General features: G+C 71.0%; 19 protein-coding genes and 1 tRNA gene. 10 read left to right on the plus strand and 10 right to left on the minus strand.

All coding sequences use genetic code 11. From position 1 onward, the window contains the following. Window positions 1–107: 107 nt before the first annotated feature. Window positions 108–1529 carry a class II 3-deoxy-7-phosphoheptulonate synthase gene (locus AC0KTA_RS23910; RefSeq protein ID WP_481050268.1) on the plus strand — a complete coding sequence of 474 codons (1422 nt, stop codon included), beginning with the start codon at window positions 108–110 and terminating at the stop codon, window positions 1527–1529. On the opposite strand, the gene AC0KTA_RS23915 is transcribed toward AC0KTA_RS23910, so the two are convergent. Both AC0KTA_RS23915 and AC0KTA_RS23920 read right to left on the minus strand, forming a co-directional pair. Then, the gene (locus AC0KTA_RS23915; RefSeq protein WP_481050269.1) at window positions 1501–2229 is read right to left on the minus strand and encodes a thioesterase II family protein; all 729 of its coding nucleotides are present in this window, start codon (window positions 2227–2229) and stop codon (window positions 1501–1503) included. The genes AC0KTA_RS23910 and AC0KTA_RS23915 overlap by 29 nt on opposite strands. 306 nt (window positions 2230–2535) lie before the next feature. Continuing rightward, the gene (locus AC0KTA_RS23920) at window positions 2536–3171 is read right to left on the minus strand and encodes a transcriptional regulator (RefSeq protein WP_481050270.1); all 636 of its coding nucleotides are present in this window, start codon (window positions 3169–3171) and stop codon (window positions 2536–2538) included. Here AC0KTA_RS23920 and AC0KTA_RS23925 point away from each other — a divergent pair. Beyond that, window positions 3170–4402, plus strand: coding sequence for a PEP/pyruvate-binding domain-containing protein (locus AC0KTA_RS23925; RefSeq protein WP_481050271.1), 1233 nt, complete (start codon window positions 3170–3172; stop codon window positions 4400–4402). The genes AC0KTA_RS23920 and AC0KTA_RS23925 overlap by 2 nt on opposite strands. Window positions 4403–4462: 60 nt before the next feature. On the opposite strand, the gene AC0KTA_RS23930 is transcribed toward AC0KTA_RS23925, so the two are convergent. From AC0KTA_RS23930 to ehuB, 6 genes are all read right to left on the minus strand, one after another. Continuing rightward, window positions 4463–4536, minus strand: a tRNA-Lys gene (locus AC0KTA_RS23930). A gap of 63 nt (window positions 4537–4599) precedes the next feature. Further along, window positions 4600–5358 (minus strand): IclR family transcriptional regulator, encoded by a 759-nt coding sequence (locus tag AC0KTA_RS23935; RefSeq protein ID WP_481050272.1) that lies wholly within the window; start codon window positions 5356–5358, stop codon window positions 4600–4602. 181 nt (window positions 5359–5539) lie between these two features. Further along, window positions 5540–6355, minus strand: a complete 816-nt coding sequence (gene ehuA / locus AC0KTA_RS23940; protein WP_481050273.1) for an ectoine/hydroxyectoine ABC transporter ATP-binding protein EhuA — start codon at window positions 6353–6355, stop codon at window positions 5540–5542. Then, window positions 6345–7010 (minus strand): ectoine/hydroxyectoine ABC transporter permease subunit EhuD, encoded by a 666-nt coding sequence (gene ehuD / locus AC0KTA_RS23945; RefSeq protein ID WP_481050274.1) that lies wholly within the window; start codon window positions 7008–7010, stop codon window positions 6345–6347. Before ehuD ends, ehuA begins: the two co-directional genes overlap by 11 nt. Continuing rightward, a complete protein-coding gene (gene ehuC, locus AC0KTA_RS23950) occupies window positions 7007–7765 on the minus strand; it encodes an ectoine/hydroxyectoine ABC transporter permease subunit EhuC (RefSeq protein ID WP_481050275.1) in 759 nt (252 codons plus the stop codon). The genes ehuD and ehuC overlap by 4 nt, the downstream gene beginning before the upstream one ends. Further along, a complete protein-coding gene (ehuB, locus tag AC0KTA_RS23955; protein ID WP_481050276.1) occupies window positions 7762–8670 on the minus strand; it encodes an ectoine/hydroxyectoine ABC transporter substrate-binding protein EhuB in 909 nt (302 codons plus the stop codon). The genes ehuC and ehuB overlap by 4 nt, the downstream gene beginning before the upstream one ends. A 109-nt stretch (window positions 8671–8779) precedes the next feature. Here ehuB and AC0KTA_RS23960 point away from each other — a divergent pair, with 109 nt between their 5' ends. Continuing rightward, window positions 8780–9268: a DUF3830 family protein gene (locus AC0KTA_RS23960; RefSeq protein ID WP_481050277.1), complete on the plus strand. Its 489-nt coding sequence runs from the start codon at window positions 8780–8782 to the stop codon at window positions 9266–9268. Between the two features lie 112 nt (window positions 9269–9380). Here AC0KTA_RS23960 and AC0KTA_RS23965 read toward each other — a convergent pair whose 3' ends face one another. Both AC0KTA_RS23965 and AC0KTA_RS23970 read right to left on the minus strand, forming a co-directional pair. Then, the gene (locus AC0KTA_RS23965) at window positions 9381–10781 is read right to left on the minus strand and encodes an amidase (RefSeq protein ID WP_481050278.1); all 1401 of its coding nucleotides are present in this window, start codon (window positions 10779–10781) and stop codon (window positions 9381–9383) included. Between the two features lie 62 nt (window positions 10782–10843). After that, window positions 10844–12013: a D-2-hydroxyacid dehydrogenase gene (locus tag AC0KTA_RS23970; protein ID WP_481050279.1), complete on the minus strand. Its 1170-nt coding sequence runs from the start codon at window positions 12011–12013 to the stop codon at window positions 10844–10846. A 319-nt stretch (window positions 12014–12332) separates the two neighbouring features. On the opposite strand from AC0KTA_RS23970, the gene AC0KTA_RS23975 reads away from it, so the two are divergent. From AC0KTA_RS23975 to AC0KTA_RS24005, 7 genes are all read left to right on the plus strand, one after another. After that, window positions 12333–13283, plus strand: coding sequence for a maleate cis-trans isomerase family protein (locus AC0KTA_RS23975; RefSeq protein WP_481050280.1), 951 nt, complete (start codon window positions 12333–12335; stop codon window positions 13281–13283). Beyond that, entirely contained in the window at window positions 13280–14020 is a 741-nt protein-coding gene (locus AC0KTA_RS23980; RefSeq protein ID WP_481050281.1) for a maleate cis-trans isomerase family protein, read from the plus strand. The genes AC0KTA_RS23975 and AC0KTA_RS23980 overlap by 4 nt, the downstream gene beginning before the upstream one ends. 561 nt (window positions 14021–14581) lie before the next feature. Continuing rightward, window positions 14582–15829, plus strand: a complete 1248-nt coding sequence (locus AC0KTA_RS23985; RefSeq protein ID WP_481050282.1) for a helix-turn-helix domain-containing protein — start codon at window positions 14582–14584, stop codon at window positions 15827–15829. Window positions 15830–16037: 208 nt separating this feature from the next. Then, window positions 16038–16361 carry a hypothetical protein gene (locus tag AC0KTA_RS23990; RefSeq protein WP_481050283.1) on the plus strand — a complete coding sequence of 108 codons (324 nt, stop codon included), beginning with the start codon at window positions 16038–16040 and terminating at the stop codon, window positions 16359–16361. A gap of 197 nt (window positions 16362–16558) precedes the next feature. Further along, window positions 16559–17686: a methyltransferase domain-containing protein gene (locus AC0KTA_RS23995; RefSeq protein WP_481050284.1), complete on the plus strand. Its 1128-nt coding sequence runs from the start codon at window positions 16559–16561 to the stop codon at window positions 17684–17686. Between the two features lie 429 nt (window positions 17687–18115). After that, a complete protein-coding gene (locus AC0KTA_RS24000) occupies window positions 18116–19243 on the plus strand; it encodes an LLM class flavin-dependent oxidoreductase (RefSeq protein ID WP_481056541.1) in 1128 nt (375 codons plus the stop codon). Between the two features lie 173 nt (window positions 19244–19416). Continuing rightward, the gene (locus tag AC0KTA_RS24005) at window positions 19417–20325 is read left to right on the plus strand and encodes a LysR family transcriptional regulator (RefSeq protein WP_481050285.1); all 909 of its coding nucleotides are present in this window, start codon (window positions 19417–19419) and stop codon (window positions 20323–20325) included. The last annotated feature ends 19 nt before the right edge of the window (window positions 20326–20344 follow it).

Consider the following 20344-nt stretch of genomic DNA (forward strand, 5'->3'; position numbering starts at 1 on the left):
CCCGATGCGGACCAATACCGAATCGCTTGACCCCGACGAGGGCGCACGGATTCAGTTGTGGCACGTTTCCGTTCCTCCTGTCCCATGTCCGTACGGGGAAGGCAGTCATGAAAGACAGCACGAGAGACAGCAAAAGGGAAAGTGAAGCGAAGAACCCGGCCGCCGAATCCTGGCGGGAGTTCCCCGCCCGGCAGCAGCCCGACTGGCCGGACCCCGGCGAACTGGCCGCCGTGACCCACGAGCTGACCGTCGCGCCGCCGCTGGTCTTCGCCGCCGAGTGCGACCTGCTGCGCCGGCGCATGGCGGCGGTCGCCCGGGGCGAGGCCATCCTGCTCCAGGGCGGCGACTGCGCCGAGACCTTCGAGCGGGCCACCGCCGACGCGATCCGCGGCAAGCTCCAGACGCTGCTGCAGATGGCCGTGGTCCTCTCGCACGCCACCGCGCTGCCCGTCGTCAAGGTCGGCCGCATGGCCGGGCAGTACGCCAAGCCCCGCTCCAGCCCGGTGGAGGAACGCGACGGCGTCGTGCTGCCCTCGTACCGCGGCGACGCCGTCAACGGCCTGGAGTTCACCGAGCGCGCCCGGATCCCGGACCCGCGGCGGCTTCGCACGATGTACGAGGCGTCGGCGCGCACACTCAACCTGGTGCGCGCCCTGACCACGGGCGGCTTCGCCGACCTGCGCCAGGTGCACGCCTGGAACGAGGGGTTCGTCGCCGCGTCCGACGCGGGCGCGCGCTACGAACAGCTCGCCGACGAGATCGGCCGCAGCCTGGCGTTCATGGGGGCGTGCGGCGTCGACACCCGGGAGCTGGCCACCGCCGAGTTCTTCGTCGGCCACGAGGGGCTGCTCCTGGACTACGAGGCGGCGCTGACCCGCACCGAGCCCGGCAGCGGTCGCGCCTACGCCACCAGCGGCCACCTGCTGTGGATCGGCGAGCGCACCCGCGACCTGGACGGCGCCCACGTCGAGTACTTCTCCCGCGTCGCCAACCCCATCGCCGTCAAGCTCGGCCCGACGACGACGCCCGACACCGTCCTGTCCCTCCTCGACCGGCTCGACCCGGACCGCGAGCCCGGCCGGCTCACGTTCGTGGTGCGCGCGGGCGCCGACCGCGTGCGCGACCTGCTGCCCACCCTGGTGGAGAAGGTCAACGCTGAGGGCGCCCTGGTGGCCTGGGTCAGCGACCCGATGCACGGCAACACGACGACCGCGCCCAGCGGCCACAAGACCCGGCGGTTCGACACCGTCCTCGACGAGGTGCGCGGATTCGTGGAGGCCCACCAGGAGCTCGGCACGCACCCCGGCGGCATCCACGTCGAGCTCACCGGCGACGACGTGACCGAGTGCGTCGGCGGCGGCAACGCCGTCCTGGAGGAGGACCTGCCGCACCGCTACGAGACGGCCTGCGACCCCCGCCTCAACCACACCCAGTCACTCGACCTGGCGTTCCTGCTGGCCGAGAGGTATCGGGCTCGGCCCGCGCCGGGGGATGCCGGGCTCAGGCCGCGCGGAGTGCTTCCTCGATGATCCCGAACGGCGGCTCGTCCGCCAGGTAGAAGTGCCCGCCGGTGAGCGTCCGCAGCGAGAAGGGGCCCCCGGCCGACTCCCGCCAGGAGGAGGCCTGTTCGACGGTCACCCGGGGGTCGGCGGCGCCGAGGAGCGCCGTGACGGGGCAGTCGAGGAGCGCGCCCGGCTCCCCGGCATAGCCCGCGACCATGCGGAAGTCCGCGCGCACATACGGCATCACGAGCTCCATGAAGACCGGGTTGTCGAGCAGTTCCGCGTCCGTGCCGCCGAGCCGGGTCATGAGGCGCAGGACGGCCTCGTCGTCCACGGCCGCGGCCCGCTCGGGGGTGCCGTGCGCGGTCTGCGGGCCGCGGGAGGATGACGCGAAGAAGTGGCTCACACGGGCGCCGTCGGCCTGCCAGCGCAGGGCCACCTCGTGGGCGACCAACGCGCCCATGCTGTGCCCGAAGAACGCGGTGGGCCGCCCGTCCGGCAGCGGCCGCAGCTCCTCGGCGATGTGCCGGGCCATCAGCTTCAGATCCGTGGCCGGCGGCTCGGCGATGCGCTCGGCGCGCCCCGGATAGCTGACCGTGTGCACCTCGACGTCCGCGAGCGCCTTGCCCCAGGAGCGGAAGAAGTACGGCGAGCCACCGGCGTGCGGGAAGCACACCAGGCGGCCCGCCGCGAAGGGCCGTGACTCGACTGCCTGCGTCCACACCATGCTGTCCCCCTGAGCGGTACACGAAGAGCGGTCCACGAACCGGCGTGCGACGGCACACCGGTCGGCCTCCCATGATTCCACCGGCCGCTAACAGCCGTATGACCGAGCCGGACCCCTGACCTGTGATGTCCGGCACCCTCGCCTGTCAGCCCCCTGTCAGAAGCTTCCCGGAATCCTGCCGAAGGAGAGGCACGCCCTCAGCGCCTCGCGCGGAGCCCGGCCCGCGCCCCCGTGGCGCCCGCCGCCCGACCCCGGCGAGTCCGTACCCCGCAAGACGGTGTGGGCGGAGCTGGACCTGCCGTAGGTTCACGGCTGCGTGCCGCGGGCGATGCCGAGCGTCGACAGCAGGTCCTCGTGCAGTTCCATCCAGACCGCGTGGCAGGAGGCGAGACCGACCCCCGCCACCCACTGGCCCTCGCCCGCACGGGCGCGGTTCAGGGCGGCGGAGAACCGCTCGTCGTAGCCGCCGAAGCGGGCCAGCGCTTCGGTCAGGCTGTCGATCAGCGGGGTCAGCTCGCCGCCGATCACCGTGAGTTCGTCTAGGACCCGGGCGTCCCACGCCGGGTCGCTGTGGTCGTTGGACGCAAGGCGGGCATCCTCGGTGGGCCGCAACTGCCAGTCGGTGCACGCCTGCACCAGCCGTCCGTTCAGGACTTCGAACGCCTTGTGCGCCTGCTCTACGGTGGTCCGGGCGCCGGATTCCGCCAGCTCTCCGGCAAGTTTCCGGGTGTCCTCGGCACGGCCGCGTTCGGTGAGCGTCCAGCCGCCGGTACCCCCGAACTCGACGTGCGTCACCCACCCGTAGGCTTCGAAGTCCGCCAGCAGTTCGCCGACCGTGTCCTGGTCGATGCTGGTGCGCCGGGAAACCGCCGTGCCGTCGGCGATCCCGGTCACCCGCACGGCGTGCAGGACGAGCAGATCCGGTGCTGAGGCGTGCGTCATGGCAGCGAGCATTCAGGCTGGTGCTCGCAACGTCAACGTCAACGTGGACGGAGGGACAGCCGTGCTCATCGACCTGGCCGACGCCGAACCCGGGACGTCGGGAGGCAAGGCCGCCGCGCTGGCCCGGCTCCTCGACGCGGGTCTGCCGGTACCACCCGGGTTCGTGGTGCCGACCTCCGCGTATGAACAGGGCCTCTCCCCGGCACTGACCGGCGAGCTGGCCCGAGCACTCACACGCATCACCGAGGACGGGTACCAGGACGGGTACGTCGCCGTGCGCTCCTCCGCGACCAGCGAGGACACCGCCGCGGCCACCGCCGCGGGACAGCACGACACCTTCCTGGGCGTCAGCGGCCCCGATCAGGTCGCCGACGCGGTCCGCGGGTGCTGGACCTCGTTGTGGTCCGAGCGTGCCGTGGCATACCGGCACCGGCAGGTGGATGCGGATGCGGCCGCGGATTCGCCTGCGATGGCGGTCCTCGTGCAGCGCCTGATGGACGCCGACGTCGCGGGGGTGATGTTCACCGGCGCCGACGTCCGCGTCGAGGCGTCCTGGGGACTGGGGGAGAGCGTGGTCAGCGGCCACGTCACGCCGGACTCCTGGACGGTGTCCGGCAGCACCATCACCCGGCGAACGCTCGGCACGAAGAAGACACGGATCGACCGGGACCACACCCGGGTGATCACCCGCGACGTGGAGCCCGCCGACCAGGAACGCTTCTGCCTCACCGACGAGGAAGTGACCCGGCTCGTACAGCTCGGCCGAAGGGCAGCCGAGCTGCTGGGCGGGCCGCAGGACATCGAGTGGGCGATCACCGGCTCCCGGATCTGGATCCTCCAGGCCCGCCCGGTGACCAGCGCCCTCCCTGCCGGACCGCAGGCGTCCGTGGACACCGCCGGGGTCCGCACCGGTACGCCCGGAAGCCCCGGCTCAGCCACCGGCCCGGTCCGTGTGGTGCGCGGCCCCGGCGATTTCGTACGCGTGCGGCCCGGCGACGTACTCGTATGCCGGACCACGGACCCGGCGTGGACCCCGTTGTTCGGTGTCGTCGCCGCGGTCGTGACCGAGACCGGCGGCCTGCTCTCCCACGCCGCGATCGTGGCGCGGGAGCTGGGACTCCCGGCCGTCCTGGCTCTTGAGGACGCGACGACGGTCCTGCCCGACGGTGCGACGGCCGAGGTGGACGGAAGCACCGGCCGGGTCGCGCTCCGCGGCCGAGAAATCGGCTGAGAAACGCGAAAGGGCTTCTCGGAAATCCGAGAAGCCCCAGGTCAGCGACCTATTCGCAAGTGCGCCGCCAGGGACTCGAACCCCGGACCCGCTGATTAAGAGTCAGCTGCTCTAACCAACTGAGCTAGCGGCGCCTGCTGACTCGAAAATAATACCTGGTCCCGGGGGGTGCTCCGGACCCGCCCGGCCCGGCGGGGCTAGATCGCCAAGGAGAGCAGCACCGGCGCCGCGTTCCTGTTCAGGGTGTCCGCGGCGGCGCGCAGCCGGTGGGCGTGCTCGACCGGCAGCGAGAGGGCGAGGGAGCCGACGGTGGCGCCCGCGGTGATGGGGACGGCGGCGCAGACCGTGCCGACCGCGTACTCCTGGAGGTCGAGGACCGGGACCGTGGGGGCCTGGGCGTCGAGGTTGTTCATCAGGACGCGTTCGCTGGTGATGGTGCGCGAGGTGAGGCGGGGCATCTTGTGCCGGGACAGGTGTTCCCTGCGGGCGTCCAGGTCGAGCTGGCCGAGCAGGCTCTTGCCGACGGCGCTGGCGTGCGCCGAGACCCGGAAGTCCACCCATTCGTTGACCTTGGGCGTGCGCGGGCCGTCCGCGACGTCCATGACCCGGATCTCGCCGTCCACGTACCGGCTCACGTAGACCGCGGCGCCGATCGTGTCCCGCAGGCCGCCGAGGGTGTGCCGGAGCTTCTCGCGCAGGGCGGGGGCGCGGTCGTGCGCGGAGCCGAGGCGGGTGAGCGAGGCGCCGGTCACATACGCCCCGTCGGTGATCTGCTCGACGTACCCCTCGCGGCGCAGCATGCGCAGGAGCGGGGCGAGCTGGGTGGTCGGTATCTTCGTGCGGCGGGCCAGCTCGTCCTCGGTGATGCCCGTGGCCCGGCCGGCGACTGTCTCCAGCACCCGCAGGGCCTTCTGCACCAATTGGTGGGCCGTCGTCGACTCGCGCTGCAGCGCCACGGCTTCCCCCTGATCGCTGATCCTGATGGAACGGTTCCGGACAGCTCGACACCGACCACGATAGCCGCCAAGTGCCCGTGGGGGAGGGAGTGTTGGTCATAAGAGTGGCGCGATTCCGGCTCGGTGAGCAGGAACGCGCCACTCTGGCATATGCCAACGACATGCACCGGCGGGCGGACGCTCAGAGCACGGCCGAAAGGAACTCCCGCGTCCGCTCGTGCTCCGGCTCGGTGAAGATCTTCTCCGGCGGGCCGGACTCGATCACCCGGCCCGAGTCGAACATCAGCACCTGGTCCGAGATGTCCCGGGCGAAGTTCATCTCGTGGGTCACGCACAGCATCGTGATGTCGGTGGTGTGCGCGATGTCCCGCAGGACGTCCAGGACGCCCGCGACCAGCTCCGGGTCGAGCGCGGACGTCACCTCGTCCAGGAGCAGCACCTGCGGCCGCATCGCGAGCGCCCGGGCGATGGCGACGCGCTGCTGCTGGCCGCCGGAGAGCTGCGTCGGGTAGGCGTCGCACTTGTCGCCGAGCCCCACCATGTCGAGCAGGTCGCGGGCGCGCTGCTCCGCCTCGTCCTTGGACAGGCCGAGCACGGTGACCGGGGCCTCGGTGATGTTGCGCAGGACCTTCATGTTCGGGAAGAGGTTGAACTGCTGGAAGACCATCCCGATGTTCTTGCGGACCTCGCGCACGTGCTTCTCGCCGGCGGGCACGAGCTTGCCGTTCTTCTCCTCGTGCGTCAGGTACTCCCCGCCGACCTTGATCGTGCCCTCGTCGGGCTTGAGCAGGGTCATGAGGAGCCGCAGGATCGTCGTCTTGCCGGATCCGGACGGGCCGATCAGCGTCACGTGCTTGCCGGAGTCGACGGAGAAGTCGAGTTCGTCCAGGACGGTGTTGGACCCGAAGCGCTTGATGACCTTGTCGAAGCGGATCAGCTCGCTGCCGTCCACCGCCGGGTTGGGCTGGTCTTTGGTGAGGTTCGTGTCAGCGGACAAGACGGCGCTCCAGGGCTCGCATGAGGAGGGAGGACGGATAGGCGATGAGGATGAAGGCGACACCGACGACGGTCAGGGCCTCCGTGTACTGGAAGGTCTGCGCGGCCTCCAGGCGCGAGCGCTGCAGCAGCTCGAGGACGCCGATGCTGGCGAGCAGCGGTGTGTCCTTGAGCATCGCGATGACGTAGTTGCCGAGCGCGGGGATCACGCGGCGGATGGCCTGCGGCAGGATCACCGCGGTCCAGGTGCGCGTGTACGACAGGCTCAGCGCCTTGGCCGCCTCCCACTGGCCGACGGGCACGGCCTCGATGCCCGCGCGGTAGACCTGCGCGGTGTACGTCGAGTAGTGCAGGCCGATGGCGAGGGTGCCGGTGGTCTCGGCGGAGTACTGGATGTCCCATTCCGGCAGCACGAAGAACAGGAAGAACAGCTGCACGAGCAGCGGTGTGTTGCGGATGAACTCGGTGATGATCCCGACGGGCCAGCGGATGAAGCGCGTCGGCGCCCGGAAGGCGAGGGCCCACACGAGCCCGAGCGAGAAGGAGATCAGCGAGCCGAGCGCGAGGACCTGGAGGGTGACGAGCACGCCGTCCCAGAAGTGCGGCATGAAGTCGGCGACAGCGCCCCAGTCCCACTTGTCCGTGCCGTTGTTCATCGGGACACACCCCCACCCGTGACGCCCGTACTGCTCAACTCATCGGACTTCGCGGACGGCTGACGGAACCTCAGCCACTGCCCGAGGCCCTGGCGCGGCTCCGGGAACTGCCCGATCCCAGCCTTGGTCTTGCGTTCGAGGAGCTTCATGCCGCGCGTGAGCAGGAACGCGAGCACGAAGTAGATGACCAGCGTGATCGAGTAGATCTGCGCGCTCTCGGTGGTCGCGAGCCGCACCAGGTACGCGGCGAAGGACACGTCACCGATGCCGAGCATCGAGACGAGCGCGGTGCCCTTCAGGAGCTCGATGAGCAGGTTGCAGAACGACGGGATCATCTCCGGCACCGCCTGCGGCAGCAGGATGAGCCGCATCCGCTGCCACGGCGTGAAGCTCAGCGCGACCCCCGCTTCGCGCTGCGCGGGCGTCACCGCGTTCAGGGCGCCGCGGACGATCTCGGCGCCGTACGCACCGTACGAGAGACCGAGCGCGAGCACCGCCGCCCACATCGGGACGAGCGCCCAGCCCGCGAGCTGCGGCAGGACGAAGAAGATCCAGAACATCAGCACGAGGGCCGAGGTGCCGCGGAAGACCTCCGTGTAGAACCCGGCGAGGAACCGCACCACCCACAGCCGGTGCGTGCGGGCCATGCCTATGCCGAAGGCCACGACGGTGGCGAGGGCGGCGCTGTACACGGTGAGCTGGATGGTGATCCAGATACCGGGAAGGACCCAGTGTTCCCACAGTCCCGCTGTCATTTGCACAGCTCCTCTGCGGTCAGGTCGGTCATCTCGGCCTTGGTGAAGCCGAACCGCTTGAGGACGCGGAAGAGCTCCCCGCTCTTCTTCATCTTGTGGATCTCCACGTTGAAGGCGTCACGCAGCTCGGTGTCCGTCGGCCGGAACGTGAAGCCGCCGCCGTCGACGTGCTTCTCGCCGTCGATGACCGGCGCGAAGGGCTTGGTGGCCTCGACCTTCCGGCTCTTCCGCACGACTTCGCGCGCGGTCAGGGCGGTGCCTCCGAAGACGTCGATGCGCCCGGCCTCGACGGCGTTCATGCCCGCGACCTGGTCCTGGAAGATGGAGATCTCACTCTCCTTGTACCCGGCCGCGACGGCGTAGCCGATCTCGGCGTACCCGGTGCCCGTGCCGAACTTGGCCTTCTTCTTCACGACGTCCTGGTACGTGTGCAGACCCTTCGGGTTGCCCTTGCGCACGATGAACGAATCGAGCATCTGGTACTCGGGATCGGAGAAGATCACCTGCTGGCACCGCTCTTTGTTGATGTACATCCCCGCGGAGACGACATCGAACTGCTGGGTCGTGAGCCCGGGGATCAGCGAGCCGAATTCCGTCGCGACGGGCTGCACGCTGTCGACGCCGAGCCGCTTGAAGATGATCCTGGCGAGCTCCACCGCCTCACCCGTGAAGTCACCATTGTCGTCGATGTACCCGTACGGGGCCTCGCCCGCGATACCGAGCCGCACCATGCCCTGCGACTTCAGCCGGGCCAGCGTGTCGCCCGTGGGCACCCGGCTGCACGCGCTGGCGCCGAGCGCGCCGGCGGCGCCCAGGACGGCGGCCGAGGCGAGCAGTGATCTCCGGCGCACGCCCGGGGCGCGCGCGCTCTCTGTCTTGTTTGGGTTCCTCAATGGTGGAGCCATGGGCGCGCGGCTACCCGACCCGACGCGAGATATGCCGTTGAATTCGAGCCCCTGATCCGATCGTTGTGCTCTTGACGCGGGCGTCGCTCCGGGGAGGACCATGGGGCCCATGGCAGACCGATACATCGAAGTCTCCCTCGCCAAGCGAGGAGTTCGGGCCACGGCGAAGCTCCTCGACGACCGGGCTCCGGTCACCTGCGCGGCGGTCTGGGACGCGCTCCCGCTGGGCGGGGACGTCTACCACGCGAAGTATGCCCGGAATGAGGTCTACGCCCTGTTCCCGCCCTTCGCCCCCGAAGAGCCCCCCCTGGAAAACCCCACCATCACCCCCATCCCCGGCGACCTGTGCTATTTCACCTTCTCCGGCACAGAACTGGGCACCAAGTCCCACGGCTACGAAACAGCCCAACAGGGCACCATCGTCGACCTCGCCCTCTTCTACGAACGCAACAACCTACTGATCAACGGCGACGTGGGCTGGGTCCCCGGCATCGTCTGGGGCCAGATCGTGGACGGCCTGGACGCGATGGCCGAGGCGTGCAACGACTTGTGGAGGACGGGGGCGCTGGGGGAGACCTTGAACTTCAGGCGGGCGTGAACGTACTAGCCCGTCCGGCGTTTGAGGACGAGCCGCGAAGCGGCGATCGGCGGGAGCTGTCCCACCCACCCGGGACCCCCACCCCGGGGGTCCAGGGGGCGGAGCCCCCTGGTTACGGGAAGGGGCGGGGTTGGGGAATGCCAAGCGCAGCGCCCAACCCCTGAGCCACCCGAAGAACCAACGCGTCAGCGTGCCGCGCGCCCACGATCTGCACCCCGACCGGCAGCCCATCCCCATCCACCCCACAGGGCACCGTCGCAGCGGGCTGCTGCGTCAGATTGAAGGGGTAGGTGAACGGCGTCCACCCAGTCCACCGCCGAAAGCCAGACTTCCCCGGCACCTCGACCCCCGCCTCGAACGCGGTAACAGGCAACGTAGGCGTCACCAGCACGTCGTACGTCGAATGGAACAACCCCATCCGCCTCCCCAGCCCCATCCGCACATCGACCGCGGCCAGATAGTCGAGCGCACTGAACCGCGCCCCCTGGGCGCACACCTCCCGCAGCCCCGGGTCGAGCAGCTCGTGCTGCGCGGGCGACAGATGCTGCACGACCCGGGCGGCCCCGCTGAACCACAGCGTGTGAAAGGCCTCGACGGGATCGGCGAAGTCGGGATCGGCCTCTTCGACGTACGCACCGAGCGAAGCCAGCTTGCCCACAGCATCACGCACCGCCGCGGCCACCGCGGGCCGCACCGCGACCTGCCCGCCGAGCGACGGCGAGTAGGCCACCCGCAGCCCGCGCACCCCGCCGCCGAGCCCGTCCCGGAAGCTGCCCGCGGCAGGCCCCAGGTGCGACCAGTCGCGCGCGTCCGGCGCGCCGATCACGTCCATCATCAGGGCGGCGTCGGCCGCGTCCCGCGTCATCGGCCCGACGTGCGCGAGCGTCCCGAACGCCGAAGCCGGATACAGCGGCACCCGCCCGTACGTAGGCTTGAACCCGAAGATCCCGCAGAAAGCGGCGGGGATCCGCACGGACCCACCACCGTCCGTGCCGAGCGAGAGCGGCCCCGCCCCGAGCGCCACGGCCGCCGCGCTGCCGCCGCTGGAGCCGCCCGCGGTGCGCGAGGTGTCGTACGGATTACGGGTCACGCCGTGCCGCGGGCTGTCCGTCACGCCCTTCCAGCCGAACTCCGGAGTGGTCGTCTTGCCGACGAACACCGCTCCGTGCTCGCGCAGCCGTGCCACCGACGGGGCGTCCTCGTTCCAAGGGCCCTTCTCCGAGACGCACTTGGAGCCGCGGAAGGTGGGCGCGCCGCGCTGGAGCAGGATGTCCTTCACGGTGACCGGCACCCCGTCGATCAGACCGGCCGGCTCGCCGCGCCGCCAGCGCGCCGCGCTCTCCTCGGCGAGCGCGAGGGCGCCTTCGTGGTCCAGGCGGACGAACGCGTTCACGGCCGCCTGGACGTCCTCGGCCCGGCGCAGCACCGCACGGGTGACATCCACGGGGCTGAATTCGCCCTTGCGGTAGCCGTCGACGAGTTGTACGGCGGTGAGGTCCGTGAGCTCGGTCATGCGTGCTCCTCAGGAAACGGGGTCGGGGCACTGGCTGGTCTGGTCTTGGCGACCAGAAGTGATCAGTGCCCAGGGACATACCCACGTTTCTTGTCGACCACGTTCGCCAGCGGCCGCCCCGCCTCCCACTGCCCGTACAACGTCACGAACTGCGCGCCGAGTTCGTCCCGCCAGCCGACCGTGTCGCCGCTCATGTGCGGGGAGACGATCAGCCCCGGGGCGGCCCACAGCGGGCTGTCCGCGGGCAGCGGCTCGCGCTCGAACACGTCGAGCGCGGCGCCCGCGATCCACCGCTTCGACAGGGCGGCGGCGAGGTCGTCCTCGACGACGAGCTGGCCGCGGCCCACGTTGATGAAGCACGTCGACGGCTGCATGACGCCGAAGCGGCGCTCGTCGAACATGCCGCGGGTGTCGTCCGTCAGGGGCGCCGCGCACACCACCCAGTCGGCGCGCGCCAGCAGCCGGTTGAGGTCGTCCGGGCCGTGCACACCGGCTCGCGCGGTGCGCCCGACGAGGGCGGGCGCGATGCCGAGGGCCTTCAGGGTGCGGGCGATCGCGCGGCCGATCGGGCCCGAACCCACCACGCACGCGCGCGTGCCCGCGATCCGCCGGGTCTCCCGGTGCAGCCAGGTCCGCTCGCGCTGGAGGTCGAGGGTGCGCGGCAGATCCTTGGCCATGGCGAGTACGAGGGCGGCCACGTACTCGGCGATCGGCTGGTCGAAGACGCCCCGGGCGTTGGTCACCACGGCGTCGGACGCGGCGAGTTCGGGGCACATCAGGTGGTCGACGCCCGCGCTCGCGGTGTGCACCCAGGCGGGCCGCGGCCCCTCGCCGGGCCAGGCGTGGCGCACCGCGTGCGAGCTGAAGTCCCACACCAACAGCACGTCGGCCTGCGGGAGTTGGTCCGCGAGGGTGTGCTCGTCGGCGTGCAGGACGCGAGCGCGGCCGGTGAGGGAGCCCAGGCGGGGCGGGGGCGCGGGGGCGGGCGCGTCGAGGACGAGGACGGTGGGGATCTCGGGCGCGTCGGGGGCGGCGGGGGGCGCGGGGCTCTCGCCGGGCGCCGCGGGCCGCGCGGGGCCGCTCCGGGGTACGCCGCCCGGGGAGGCGGTGCTTCCGGACGCCCTGCCCTTTCCCGAGGAGCCGCTGCCGACCCCCGTACGACCGGAGGCACCGCCGTCGGACACGGCCGGAAAATCGTCGGCCGACACGGCCGGGAAACCGTCGGCGGACATGGCAGAGAAACCGTTTCGCAACGAGAGCCCGCTTCCCTGGGAGAGCGTCAGGACGACTGCCGCAGCGTCCAGCCGGCCGACGTTCTCAGCCGTCTGAGATGTGCGGATTGACCACGCTCGCACCCCAACCTACCTTCGTCAACAGAAGCACTTCAGTACAGGCACCACAGAGGCGGGCACGCTGCGTGCTCCCCCTCTCGCGCACGGTGTGCTCGCCGCACACACATCCCGTCCCGACGTCCCGGCGCGTCGCGCCGCCAGCTCCACTTCCGGCCCCCGGCCGGCCCTGTCCCTGCACGCACGAACTTAGGGCCTGCTCATGGACGTCTCTTTCCTCGGCGGACCACACCCGCAGCGCGGTGTAGGTGTCGTCGCCCCTTTCGACTTCGCCCTGGACCGGGAGCTGTGGCGCTGGGTCCCGGACGAGGTCTCCCTGCACCTGACGCGCACGCCGTACGTGCCCGTCGAAGTCAGCCTGGACCTGGCGCGCCTGGTCAGTGAGCACGAGACGCTGGCTGAAGCGGTACGCGCGCTGACGGCCGCCGAGCCCGAAGTCCTCGCCTACGCCTGCACCTCGGGCAGTTTCGTCGGAGGCCGGGCGGGCGAGCGCGCGATGTGCGAGGCCATGTCGCGCGAGGGCGCGGTGGCGTCGGTGACGACGTCCGGCGCGCTGCTCGAAGCGCTCGAAGAGCTGGACGCGCGGCGCATCGCCCTCGTCACGCCCTACACCTGGTCGGTGACCCAGTCCCTGGAGGAGTATCTGGCCGAGGCCGGCGTCCTGGTCACCGGCCGCGCCTACCTGGGGCTGACCCGGCACATCTGGAAGGTGCCGTACCGGGACGTCGCCGACATGGCGCGGCGGGCGGCGAGCGGACGGGTGGACGCCCTGTTCATCAGCTGTACGAACCTGCCGACCTACGACGTCATCCCGCAGCTGGAGGCGGAGCTGCGGATGCCGGTGATCTCGGCGAACCAGGTGACGATGTGGTCGGCGCTGCGCAGGCTGGGTACGCGTGCGGTAGGGCCCTACCAAGCGCTGATCAACGCGGGCGCGCGGCCGGGGACCGCGGAGTTCGGCCCGCTCGACGCGCTGTCGGCGCCCGCGTACGAGGCGGTCGAGGCCGTGGACCAGTCGGCGTACGAGACGTTGGAGCCGTCGGCCGCGGCGCCCTCGGACAGCCTGCCCGACCCGCCCGGAGGACCGGTCGGGCCGGGCGAGGCCACGGGCCCCGCAGGACCGACCGCAGAACCAGAAGGAGGCTGGACTTGACCGCACTCGGATTCCTCTACCCGGGCCATTCCGCCGAGGACGACTACCCCCGCATGGAGCAGATGCTCGGCTCCGACATCCGCCTGCAAGTCGTCCACACGGACATCGGCGAGGACGCGCACCGCGTGGACGCGCTCCTGGAGATGGGCTCCGCGGCACGGCTCGCCGCCCCCGTCGAGGAGCTGCGGCTGACCGGCGCGGAGGCCGTGGTGTGGGCGTGCACCAGCGGGAGCTTCGTCTTCGGCTGGGAGGGGGCGCACGACCAGGTGCGCGCGCTGGCGCGAGCGGCGGGCCTCCCGGCGTCCTCGACATCCTTCGCCTTCGCCCATGCGGTACGTGAGGTGGGGGCGGGGCGCGTCGCCGTCGCGGCGACCTACCCCGAGGACGTGGCCGCCCACTTCTCCGCCTTCCTCAAGGCGGCGGGCGTCGACGTCGTGGCCATGCGGGGGAGCGGAATCATCACGGCGGCGGAGGTGGGCACGTGGGGCCGGGACGAGGTGTTCGCCCTGGCCCGCGCGGGCGACCACCCCGACGCGGACGCCGTCCTCCTGCCCGACACCGCTCTCCACACCGCCGCGTACATCCAGGACCTGGAGGCCGCACTCGGCAAGCCTGTCCTCACCGCGAACCAGGTCACCGTCTGGGAGGCCCTCCGCCTGGCCTCCCGCCGCGTGAACGCCCCCACCCTGGGCGCCCTGTTCACAAAGGAACCCCTAGTCCAGGCCCCCCGGGAGTAGCCCTGGCGTGGGCGCCCCACGCAAACCACCGCCCCGCCGTCCGCGCACGCACCGCCTGTTCCCGCCCACCCGGCCCCGCCTGCATGGGGACCTGCCCCCGGCACTGACCGCCCGCCTGCCCTACGCCGCCCCCGGCGCCCTGCCGTCCGCGCACGCACCGCCTGTTCCCGCCCACCCGCCCCCGCCTGCATGGGGACCTGCCCCCGGCACTGACCGCCCGCCTGCCCTACGCCGCCCCCGGCGCCCTGCCGTCCGCGCACGCACCGCCTGTTCCCGCCCACCCGCCCCCACCTCGCAGTGGAACCCCACCCGGCACTGAACGCCCACAGCCCCACCCCAGCCCGCTCATGCTCAGCCCGTCCAGCGCCTGAGGACGAGTGCGCAGCGCGATCGCTGGGGGGAAGGGACGCAGCCTGCTGGATTCGGGCAGGGGCGGGACTGGGGGAGCCCCGCAGGGCCCTCAGTCGTGCACCTGGATCACCGGTTGCCGAGGTCGGCCTCCAGGGCCCGGACGTACGCTGGACGGACAGAGCACCACACCACACGCACTAGGCGGGGATCATGAGCGCTCTAGGGGAGAACGTCAGGAAGCATCGGCGGCTACGTGGCCTCACTCAGGAGCAGTTGGCCTACGCTGCCGACCTCGCGCCCTCCACTGTCGCCAAGTTGGAACAGGGCGGAAACGTCCGCATCGAAACCCTTCACATTCTGGCTCGCGCGCTGCATGTGAAGACCTCTCAACTCATGGCATCCGACACACCGGAACCAGTTCGCGGCGAGGATCCGACCCGCGTGGGGCTGGCCGAATTGCGGAGTGCGCTCACGCCACCCCTGGGAATCGCGGACGACCCTGGCGAAACGCCGAATGAGGAACCCAACCTTCCCGCACTCTTGGAAGTCATCCGCGCCGGCTCAGCGGCGTACGACTCAGACAACTTCGGTTCCGTGGCCGGCAAGGTACCTGAACTCATCCGGGACGTGAACTCGGCTGTTGCCTACTTCGACAGCGGCGAGGAGCATGCACAGGCTCTGTCTGCCCGCGCGGAAGCGTACTTGTTGGGTGGCCGCTACCTGACACAGGTTCGGCAATACGACCTCGCCTATCACGCGCTGTCCGGTGCGATTCAGGATGCGCGAGCAGTGCGGGACATGAATACGGCCGGGTATGCAGTGGTCATCATGTCATGGCTGCTACTCCGGCAAGGGCGATTCGATGACGCGGAGCGAGCGGCTGTCGAAACAGCGGACCACCTGGAACCGCGAATCTCGAAGGCGCCCCCGGAACGGCTTGCCGTATGGGGATGGCTCGCCCTGCAAGCGGCTGCTGCTTCCGTCCGCAACAACCGCCCTGACGAGAGCGCCGAAGCCCGCCGGATTGGCGAGTCTGCCGCCGCTGCCTTGGGCCGGAATCCAGGTGCACGGCACCGGTTCGGACGGTTCGATATCGCGGTTGCAGGGATGAAGGGTCTGGAGGACGAGCTGATTTCGGAGAATGGCGACCCTCTCCGTGTGATTGATGAGTCCACCGGAAAGGCCCGGTTCTCGGATCACGCCATGAAGGCCGCCCGCATCGCTGAGACCGACAAAGAATGGAACCGGCACCGGCTCACCGTGGCGACGGCGTACACCAAAGTCGGGGAGCACGACAAGGCGCTCGACCGGCTGACGGCCGTGGACTATGCGAACCCTCAGTGGCTCCGGCATCAGCGCATGGCGCAAGACGTCATGGCGGCGATCGTCCGGCGCCGGAAGCACAAGCTCACCTCTGAGATGCGCACGATGGCGAATCGCCTGGGGGTGTTGGGCTAGCGACGGCCAGCTACTACGCAGCGCGGCAGCTGGGGGCGACCTTGCTTCCAACCACCGCTCTACTTCTGTGGATTGGCCCGCCCAGCGGCCATAGCTTCTCGGTATCCCGATGGCGAGCAGACCAGGGGTCGAGATGGTTCACAGAACGGAAGCCGATCATCAGCGCAGGCGGGACCTTGCCGACGCATCAGCGGGGGTGACTCGCCTGATGCCGTGGGTGACGGACGACGGCAAGCGCGTCCATCTCTCCACGGACGGTGAGGGGTGGCTGTCAGCGCTCGCTGACGACGTGGAGGCCGTCCAACTCTCCATAGGTGACGAGTTGTTGGCTCATGCGCGCCAAATGCTGGGCGTCCGGAAGGTGTCGAGTGTCGAGCTGCACTTCCTGGCGTCCCGCCTGTCGGAGGCCCTCAGCGACGCGCTGAGGGTCGCGGAGAGCCGGGGGCAGCGTCTGGGCGTGCCACATGAAGACGACCCCGGAGAGGACGGGGAAGGCCCCGACGCCATCAACGCCTACGAGGAGACACAGTGAATGTCATCCTGAGCAACAGCCGTGGCGGTGGCGACCCGCTGCCGGGCGAGCCGTGGCCCGGACCGCCGCTCCCTCCCACTCCTGATGGGGGCCCTGGAACTCCTGACCCGCCGCAGCCGAAGGCGCATTGAGGTGGGCCAGTGAACGCCGACATCAGCAAGCAACGCTCTGCCCGTGCAGAGCTGGGGCGTGTGCTCATGTCGAACGGGATCCTGTCGTCCGACTGGGCGCCCGCGTTTTCCGCGGTGCCGCGCTCCGCGTTCCTGCCGGAACTCATGTGGCCCTTCGGCATGAGCACAGCGCGGAGTGTCGCGGTCAACAAGGCGGACGACCCTGCCGGGTGGGAGCGGTATGCCGACTCTGACGCGCCTGTCGTCACGCAATGGGACAACGGCAAGCACACGGGAACGCGGACCGGGACAGTGCCGACCAGTTCCGCGTCCATGCCGAGTGTGGTGTTCTCCATGCTGCGGGATCTGGATGTGCAGTCCGGAAACCGGGTCCTGGAGATCGGCACGGGCACCGGCTGGAACGCCGCGCTGCTCGCCCACCGGCTCGGGGCGCACAACGTCGTCACGGTGGAAGTCGACGAGACCGTGGTCGCTGCCGCACGCACGGCTCTCGAACGGTTCGGGGCACCCGTGCGCGTAGTGTGCGGGGACGGCTATAAGGGCTGCGCCGAAGCAGCACCGTACGACCGGATCATTGCCACCTGCGGGCTCCGGTCCATCCCCTTCGCGTGGGTGGAGCAGAGCCGGCCAGGCGGCGTCATCGTGGTCCCGTGGGGCACGCACTACAGCAACGAAGACGCGGTGGCCCGCCTGGTCGTCGCCGACGACGGCCGGAGCGCGTCCGGGACCTTCACAGGCCCCGTGGAGTTCATGAAGCTGCGCTCCCAGACCCGCCCGCCGGTGGAGCACGCCGAGTACGTCACGGGCCCCGTGGCCGACGCGGACGAGTCGTCCACCGAGGTCACCGAAGCGCAGCTTGTGGGGGAGCGATTCAGTCCCCTGCGGTTCGCGCTGGGGCTGCGCGTCCCTGACTGCTGCGAAGTGGTCGCCGACCAGCGCGGGGGAGCGCGGCCCGTGTGGTTCTACGGGCTGACCGACCGCTCATGGGCGTGCGTGATGTTCCGCTGCGGCGCTGCGGCGCGCGTCTGGCAGTCGGGTCCCCGTCGGCTGTGGGGCGAGGTGGAAGCCGCCGTTCGCTGGTGGGAGGAGCAGGGGCGGCCGGGGGCCGACCGCTTCGGCCTCACCGTAGGCAGCGACGGCCGCACGACGGCATGGCTCGACTCACCGGAGCACCCGGTGAGCATCGTTGGCTGACAGGCCGCCAACCCCTCTGACACCCCGTCCGTGCGCCCTTCCATGGCCGCATGGGCGGGGCTTCATTGTCCGGAACTCCTACTGACGAGCATCGGGGCTTCCCGAAACTGGGGGCTCTGCCCCCAGACCCCCGCTTCTCAAACGCCGGAGGGGCTGAAGCTTTCGCCGGAGGGGCTGAAACTTCGCCGGTGCGGCACGGTTTTAGCCCGTCCGGCGTTTGAGGACGAGCCGCGAAGCGGCGATACGGGGGTCCAGGGGGCGGTAGCCCCCTGGTTTCGGGAAAGGGGTGGGACTGGGGCGCCCCCGCGAGGCCCCCCGGCCCGCACCCGGGGAGCAACCCACCCCAGGGAATAACCGGAGCCCCCCTCCTGTTGCACCCACCCGTACCCCGAACGACGTACGGACGGACAGCAGGAGGCCCCGGTGGCAGTGGCAGTGGACGAGCGCGGCGGAGAGACCCCCGACGCGGCAGCGGAAGGAATCCGCGCCGAACGGCACGGCACCGCCCCCACCCCTCTCTCCGTCCTAGACCTGGTGACCGTGGGCGCAGGCCGCACCGCCACCGACGCCCTGCGCACCAGCGTCACCCTGGCCAAGCAGGCCGAATCCCGCGGCTTCCACCGCCACTGGGTGGCCGAGCACCACTCCATGCCGGGCGTCGCCTCCTCCTCGCCGGCCGTGATCCTCGCCCACCTGGCAGCCCACACGACCCGCATCCGCCTCGGCTCCGGCGGCGTCATGCTGCCCAACCACGCCCCGCTGGTCATCGCGGAGCAGTTCGGCACCCTGGAGGCCCTGGCCCCGGGCCGCGTCGACCTGGGCCTCGGCCGCGCCCCGGGCACGGACGGCGCCACCGCCGCGGCCCTGCGCCGCTCGGACCAGCTCAACGAGGGCGCCGACGACTTCCCCCAGCAACTCGCGGAGCTGACCCGCTTCCTGGACGACGACTTCCCCGACGGCCACCCCTACGCCCGCATCCACGCGGTCCCCGGCCCCGTCCAGTCCACGTCCCCCGGCGGCGTCCAGTCCCCGCACCGCCCGCCGATCTGGCTGCTCGGCTCCTCCGGCTTCAGCGCCCGGCTCGCGGGCATGCTGGGCCTGCCCTTCGCCTTCGCGCACCACTTCTCCGCGCAGAACACGATCCCGGCCCTGGACCTGTACCGGGAGTCGTTCCGCCCCTCCGCCGTCCTCGACGCCCCGTACGCCCTCATCGGCGTCTCCGCGCTCGCGACCGACGACGAGAACGAGGCCCGCCGCCAGGTCATGGCCGCCGCCCTGAACATGGTCCGGCTGCGCACCGGCCGCCCCGGCCTGGTCCCCACCCCCGAGGAGGCCGAGGCCCACCATTTCACCGAAATGGAGCGGGACTTCATCACGAGCTGGAACGCCAACGTCGTCCACGGCACCGCCGACCAGGTCCGCACCGGCCTCGACGAGCTCGCCAAGCGCACCGGCGCCGACGAGCTGATGCTCACGGCCAACGCGCACAGCGGCGACGTACGCCTGCGCAGCTACGAACTCGTCGCGGACGCCTACGACCTGCCCAAGCCGGCCTGACCGCGGCTCCGAATGCCGCAACGGAAGGTGCCGCCTCCGACGGGGGTGGAGGCGGCACCTTCACGCGGCCCACGACAGACGTGAACTCGGCGCGTACATACGGCCGTTGGCGCACCCACCGCCTCCGCCACCCCACGCCCGGGGTCCCGCATTCGCTTGCCTAACCTGTCGCCATGGACATGGACACCCGGCTGCTGCGCTCCTTCACCGCCGTCGCCCAGGAGGGCGACCTCCCCCGCGCCGCCGAACGCCTCTTCGTCCCGGGGCCCGCGCTGATCCGGCAGATCAGGCAGCTCGAGACCCGGTTGGGAACGGAGCTGTTCACGCGGTCGGGCGCCGGGGTGACCCTGACGGACGCGGGCGCGGCGCTCGCGGCCGCCGCGCCCGCCGTGCTCGACGCCTGGGACGGGGCGCTGCGGGCCACCCGGGGCGCCGCCGCGCGGGCGGACCGGATCCTGCGGGTCGGCTTCGTGGCCGGCGGCGCGAACGGGCTGACGCGGCGGATCGTCGCCGAGTTCGTGCGGCGCAGGCCGGGCTGGCGCGTGCAGTTGACGCGGGCCGCGTGGGGCGACCCGACGGCGGGCCTCGCGGGCGGCACGGCCGAAGCGGCGCTGCTGCGGCTGCCGTTCCCCGGCCAGGAGGCCCTGGACATCGAGGTGCTGCTGACCGAGCCGCTCTGGGTGGCGCTGCCCGCCGGGCACCGCCTCGCCGGCCAGGAGGAGGTCGACTTCGCCGAACTCCTCGACGAGCCCTTCGTCGCGGCCCCGCCGGAGTCCGGCTGGTGGCGCGACCACTGGCTCGCGGCGGACGAACGGGACGGCCGCCCGGCGAAGATCGGCGCCGTCGCCCACACCCCCGACGAGTGGCTGACTGCCATAGCGGGCGGCCACGGCGTCTCCCTCACCGTCGAGGCCACCGCCCGCCTCGACGACCACCCCGACGTGACCTACCGCCCCGTGCGCGGTGTCAGCCCCGGCGAGATCGGCGTGGCCTGCCCCCGGAGCACCCAAGTCCCGCAGGTGGTACGGGACTTCGTCCAGGCATGCGTGACGGCACGCGACGAGCCGAACCCCGCGACGTAACCGTACGCATCAAGAACCC

Source organism: Streptomyces sp. Y309 (assembly GCF_056712025.1).

Coding starts and splice junctions, on each gene's coding strand:
- AC0KTA_RS23910 (WP_481050268.1), top strand. CDS start 108: ATGAAAGACAGCACGAGAGACAGCAAAAGGGAAAGTGAAGCGAAGAAC.
- AC0KTA_RS23915 (WP_481050269.1), bottom strand. CDS start 2,229: ATGGTGTGGACGCAGGCAGTCGAGTCACGGCCCTTCGCGGCGGGCCGC.
- AC0KTA_RS23925 (WP_481050271.1), top strand. CDS start 3,170: ATGGCAGCGAGCATTCAGGCTGGTGCTCGCAACGTCAACGTCAACGTG.
- AC0KTA_RS23920 (WP_481050270.1), bottom strand. CDS start 3,171: ATGACGCACGCCTCAGCACCGGATCTGCTCGTCCTGCACGCCGTGCGG.
- ehuD (WP_481050274.1), bottom strand. CDS start 7,010: ATGAACAACGGCACGGACAAGTGGGACTGGGGCGCTGTCGCCGACTTC.
- ehuC (WP_481050275.1), bottom strand. CDS start 7,765: ATGACAGCGGGACTGTGGGAACACTGGGTCCTTCCCGGTATCTGGATC.
- ehuB (WP_481050276.1), bottom strand. CDS start 8,670: ATGGCTCCACCATTGAGGAACCCAAACAAGACAGAGAGCGCGCGCGCC.
- AC0KTA_RS23960 (WP_481050277.1), top strand. CDS start 8,780: ATGGCAGACCGATACATCGAAGTCTCCCTCGCCAAGCGAGGAGTTCGG.
- AC0KTA_RS23965 (WP_481050278.1), bottom strand. CDS start 10,781: ATGACCGAGCTCACGGACCTCACCGCCGTACAACTCGTCGACGGCTAC.
- AC0KTA_RS23970 (WP_481050279.1), bottom strand. CDS start 12,013: ATGTCCGCCGACGGTTTCCCGGCCGTGTCGGCCGACGATTTTCCGGCC.
- AC0KTA_RS23975 (WP_481050280.1), top strand. CDS start 12,333: ATGGACGTCTCTTTCCTCGGCGGACCACACCCGCAGCGCGGTGTAGGT.
- AC0KTA_RS23985 (WP_481050282.1), top strand. CDS start 14,582: ATGAGCGCTCTAGGGGAGAACGTCAGGAAGCATCGGCGGCTACGTGGC.
- AC0KTA_RS23990 (WP_481050283.1), top strand. CDS start 16,038: ATGCCGTGGGTGACGGACGACGGCAAGCGCGTCCATCTCTCCACGGAC.
- AC0KTA_RS23995 (WP_481050284.1), top strand. CDS start 16,559: ATGTCGAACGGGATCCTGTCGTCCGACTGGGCGCCCGCGTTTTCCGCG.
- AC0KTA_RS24005 (WP_481050285.1), top strand. CDS start 19,417: ATGGACATGGACACCCGGCTGCTGCGCTCCTTCACCGCCGTCGCCCAG.